Here is a 4,768-nt window from a genome sequence, read left to right as displayed (position 1 = left end):
CCGGACCCGGCGCCGCCTCGGGGAGGCTGGCCGTCCGGTAGGGCGTCATCAGATCGCGGCCCAGCTCCCAGAGCGCCACCGGGCGGGCGTCGGTGACCGTGCGGGTGAGCCCGTTCCGCACCAGGCGCGAGAGGCGCGTGGCCATGGGCGCCGTCCCCTGGGGCGGCCGGGAGGCGAGGAGGGCGCCTGCCTGCCCGCGCACCAGCAGGACGTCGGCCGTCTTGCTGATGGCCGGCTCGCGCAGGAGCGCGCCGACCAGGTCGGTGATGCCGCGGCGGGCCAGCGCCTCGCCGACGAGGACGGCGTCGACGGTGCGCAGGTCGAGGGCGCGACCGGTCCGGCGCGCGAGGGCGGCGACGGCCTCCGACCAGCTCGCGGCCCGGGCCTGCAGGGTGACCGCCCCCGCCGTGGTCCCCTGGCCGCCGCCCATGCGCCCTCCGGTGCCGCCGCCCCCGCCGCCCGTGAAGTTGTCGCCGGCGGCGGGGAACTGGACGGTCAGCCGGAGCGCGCCGCCGGGCGCGGCGTCCAGCGCCAGGGCCACCACCAGGGCGCGTTTGTCGATGTCCTCCACGTCGCCGCATCCCGCCGTCCCGAGGAGAAGGGCGAGGAGCAGGAGGAGTGCGCTCCCCCGCCGCCAGGCGTGTCGGGAGGCCGGCTCGGCCGTGGCGGCCGTCCCCCTTGCCGCCGCGCGGGGACGGAGGCCTGACGCACCCCCGGCCCGCGCCCGCAGGGAGAGGAGGAGCGCCAGCGAGGGGAGGAGGATCCCGAGCCCCGCTCCCAGGAGGTTGCAGACGACGAGGAGCCTCTGCTCCTGGGGCGGGGCGATGCGCCAGCCGGCCAGGGCCAGGGTGGCCGCCATCATGGCTGCCAGCAGGAGGCGCCGCCCCCACGGGCCGGGCGGCAGCCAGCGCGTCAAGAGCTCCAGGGCGGCCCAGAGGTAGAGCGCCCCGAAGACGAAGACGCTGGCCTGCCAGATGAGGAGCGTCAGCATGGCCAGGTGCTCCACGGGCAGGAAGCCCACCCGGATGGTTTCGATGGTCTCCATGAACGGGTAGGTGGTGCGGACCGCGTAGGGCAGGCCGAGCACCGCCACGGGCGCCACGAAGCCCGTCAGGTCGACCAGCGAGGCGGCCGCGAAGCCGAGGAGGGCGGGGCGCGGCCAGCGCGGCGAGGCCGCGCGACCCGCAAGCAGGAGGAGCGGGACGTAGCCGCGCAGCACGCAGAGCGACGCCAGGGCCAGGGGCGAGCCCAGGCGGCGGAGTGCGTCGAGCGCCGTGGTCAGCGGCAGCAGCTCCTGCCAGGTGGCCTGGCCCAGCGGCCAGAGGAGGATGGCGAGGAGACCGGGGAGGACGACGAAAAGCAGGACCTGGGCGCTGCGGGCGACGGCCGCCAGCCCCAGGGCGGCGGGGACGAAGGCCGGCAGGAGCGTCGCGGGCGCCAGGAGCCAGACGGAGGTCTCGGGCAGCTCCTCCACGCGCAGGATCTCGTCGAGGACGCGCGCCCCCAGGGCCGCCGAGAGGAGGAAGTAGCCGGCCAGAAGCGCCAGGTAGAGGTTGCCGGCCAGGCGCCCGAAGAGACGCGGCGCCCAGAGCTCGACGGCGCCGCGACGGGCGCCGACCCGGCGGTCGAGCCACGCCTCCAGGCGCCGGATCACCCAGAGGCCCCAGAGCGCCACGAGCAGCTCCAGCGGCGTCACCACCCAGGTGCCGCGCCCCAGCTGCGCGAAGAGCTGGCTGGGAAAGAGAAAGGGCGTCACGCAGAGCGAGGCGTAGAAGACCAGGGCGAAGAGGGCGACAGGCGAGAGCGCGGGCCGGCGGCGGTTCAGCGCGACCGGCCCCCTCCCATCCGGCTCTCCCGCGGGCGCCACGTCTCCGAGCGGCGCGCGATGCGCGGGCGGGGCGGCAGCCAGAGGTCGTGCTTCCTCAGGCTGTGGACCTGGAGCGGTCCCAGCGGCGCCAGGAAGGGCACGCCGGCCGACTCCAGCGAGGCCGCGTAGCCCAGCAGGGCCAGCAGGGCGCCCGCCAGACCGGTCAGGCCGAGGCCCGCGGCGCTCAGGGCGAGCGGGTACTTGATGAGGCGGACGGCGTAGCCGGTCTCGTACTTGGTGGACAGGTAGGCGCCCATGGCCGAGGCGGCAACGACGATCATGATCAGCTGGCTGGCCAGGTTGGCCTGGACGGCCACCTGGCCGATGATCAGCGTGCCCACGATGGAGAGCGTGGTGCCGATCCCCGAGGGCGCCTGCATGCTGGCCTCGGTGAAGATGTCCATGACGACCAGGATGAGCAGCGTCTCCACCGTCACCGGGTAGGGGACGTTGATCCGCGAGGTGCTCACCACCAGCGCCAGAGGGACGGGCAGGACGCCGATGTCCACGGACATGAGCGCCACGTAGAGCGCGGGCAGCACCGCCGCCAGCACCAGCCCCAGGAAGCGGAGCCCGCGGACGAAGGCCACCATCAGCGGACCCGTCAGGTGATCCTCGGCGTCCTTCAGCGTCTCCAGGGCGGTAGTGGGGACGACGAGCGCGAAGGGGTCGCCCTGGACGAGCAGGGCGACGCGCCCCTGGAGCAGCACCTCCGCCAGGCGGTCGGGGCGCTCGGTCCGCTCGCTGAGCGGTACCAGGCCCAGGGAGTCCTGGAAGAAGAGCTCCACCAGGTCGCTGCCGGCGCGGACGGCGTCCAGGTCGAGGCGCCGCAGGCCGCGCTCCAGGCTCTGGACCAGCTGGCGGGGCGCCAGGTCGTCCAGGTAGAGCAGCGCGGCCGGCGTCCGCGTGCGGCGGCCCAGGCGGTAGCGGTGCACGCGCAGGCTCTCGCCCATCAGCCGCCGCCGCACCAGGCCCAGGTTGGTCTCCAGGTTCTCGATGAAAGCTTCCTTGGAGCCCAGGATGGCCTGCTCGGTGGTGGGCGAGGCGACGCCGCGCTCGGGGACGCGGGTCAGCTCGGCCGCCCGGATCTCCCCCCAGGCGGCCAGCACCACCACCTGGCCGGCGGCCAGGCGGTCGGCGGCGTCCGGCAGGCTGGGAAGGCTGTCGGAGTCGGGCAGGACGCGCGCCAGCAGACGTCCCGTCCGGGCCGCCAGCTGACCGCGCGTGGCCCCGGCGCGGAGGAGCGGGAGCAGCACCTCGTGGTAGAGCAGCTGCCGGTCGACCGTGGTGGCCATGTAGAGGACGGCCGCCTCGTCGCCCAGCGTCCGCACCACCAGGTCGTCCTGGCTGCCCAGCGGGCGCTGGACGAGGCGGACCGCCCCGGCCAGCGGGTCGCGGACGGCCAGGCGGAGGTCGTCCTCCAGCGTCGCCACCTGGCGGCGGAGGCGGCCCACCGCCCGGGAGAGCGGCACGGGACGGCTTCGGCTCGTTCCGGCCAATCCGGGCACCTCCCCTCGCCCCGCGGAGCGGATGCACCGGGTAGCTTGCCCCGGCGGCCGGCTGCTGCCGGCGGTCGCGGTGCGCCCGGGGGCCGGACGAGGGGGAGGGGCCGCGGGCGGCGAACTTCCCAATCATAAGGAAGCCTGCGGAGAGGCGGCGGCCCCGCCGGGCGGCCAGGCGCCCCGCGGACTTCCCGGCGCTCCGGACAGGCTATCGACGCGCACCGGAAAAGACCCGGACGAGCTCCGGGGAGAGGAGGGATCCGTCGATGCGACTCCGGGAGAAGGTCGCCGTGGTGACCGGGGCGGGCGCGGGCATGGGCCGTTCCATGGCCTCGCTCTTCGCCGCCGAGGGCGCACGCGTGGTGGTGGCCGACATCGTGCCCGAACGGGTGGAGGAGACGGTGGCGCGCATCCGCGGCGGAGGCGGAGACGCCACCGGCGTGGTGGTCGACGTCTCGGACGAGGAGCAGGTGCGGCGGATGATCGAGACCGCCGTCCGGACGTACGGGCGGCTGGACGTCCTGGTCAACAACGCCGGTATCATGGACCGCTTCCTGCCGGTGGCGGAGACGCCCACCGACCTCTGGCGGAAGGTGCTGGGAGTCAACCTGGACGGCCCCTTCTTCGCCTGCCGGCAGGCTCTCCCGGTGATGCTGGAGGGGGGTGGCGGCGCCGTCGTCAACATCGCCTCGGTGGCCGGCACGGGGGGAGGCCGGGCCGGCGCGGCCTACACCACCTCCAAGCACGCCCTGATCGGCCTGACGCGGAACATCGCCCAGTTCTACGCGCGGCGGAACATCCGCTGCAACGCCATCTGCCCCGGCGCCGTGGAGACGGGCATCCCGGTGGGCGGCGAGCCGCATGCGGAGGGGATGGAGCGGGTGACGAAGTTCGCGGCGCTGGGCAGCCGCGCCGCGCAGCCGGAGGAGATCGCGCGCGTGGCGCTCTTCCTCGCCTCGGACGAGGCCAGTTTCGTCAACGGGGCCATCCTGGTGGCCGACGGCGGCTGGACCGCCATCTGAGGGGAGAGCGGGCGGGCCGGCCGGCTGAAGGGGAGAGCGGCCGGGCCGCCCCGCCTCCGGCGCCAGGCGACCTCGAGCTGGCCGCGTACCGTCGCAAGCTGCACGATTGCGGCCAAGCGGGCAGGTCGTTCCATGCCGAGTCGGCAGCCGAGCTTCCCCGCGGGGGCCTGAGGCGGCCGGAACGCCGCCCGGCCAAAGGAAGCACTGCTCCGGGTGGACGGCCTGACGCAAGAGCGGCCAGCGCCCGGCCCGGAGGTTCCCTCTCTTTTCCTCTTGACCCAGGCTCCCCCACAGGTTCAACCGATGATGTCCTGAGGCTGCTGTAAAAGCGGGAAGGCCCGGGCTACGATGGTTTGCAGCAGGCAAAACCCATCGAG

3 protein-coding genes are annotated in these 4,768 nt (G+C 74.7%); 1 reads left to right on the top strand and 2 read right to left on the bottom strand.

The genetic code is table 11. The annotated features are described in order from the left end of the window. Positions 1-1,867: spore germination protein (locus K6U79_11110; protein ID MCL6522901.1), on the bottom strand; the 1,867-nt coding region annotated here is incomplete at its 3' end. Beyond that, the gene (locus K6U79_11105) at positions 1,822-3,366 is read right to left on the bottom strand and encodes a spore germination protein (GenBank protein ID MCL6522900.1); all 1,545 of its coding nucleotides are present in this window, start codon (positions 3,364-3,366) and stop codon (positions 1,822-1,824) included. The genes K6U79_11105 and K6U79_11110, both read right to left, overlap by 46 nt. A gap of 269 nt (positions 3,367-3,635) precedes the next feature. Here K6U79_11105 and K6U79_11100 point away from each other — a divergent pair, with 269 nt between their 5' ends. Next, positions 3,636-4,391 (top strand): glucose 1-dehydrogenase, encoded by a 756-nt coding sequence (locus tag K6U79_11100; protein MCL6522899.1) that lies wholly within the window; start codon positions 3,636-3,638, stop codon positions 4,389-4,391. The last annotated feature ends 377 nt before the right edge of the window (positions 4,392-4,768 follow it).

This window comes from Bacillota bacterium (genome assembly GCA_023511835.1).
Taxonomy (GTDB): domain Bacteria; phylum Bacillota; class Sulfobacillia; order JAIMAT01; family JAIMAT01; genus JAIMAT01.
Note: the sequence above shows the minus strand (reverse complement) of the source record. Positions and strands in the feature narration are given on the sequence as shown.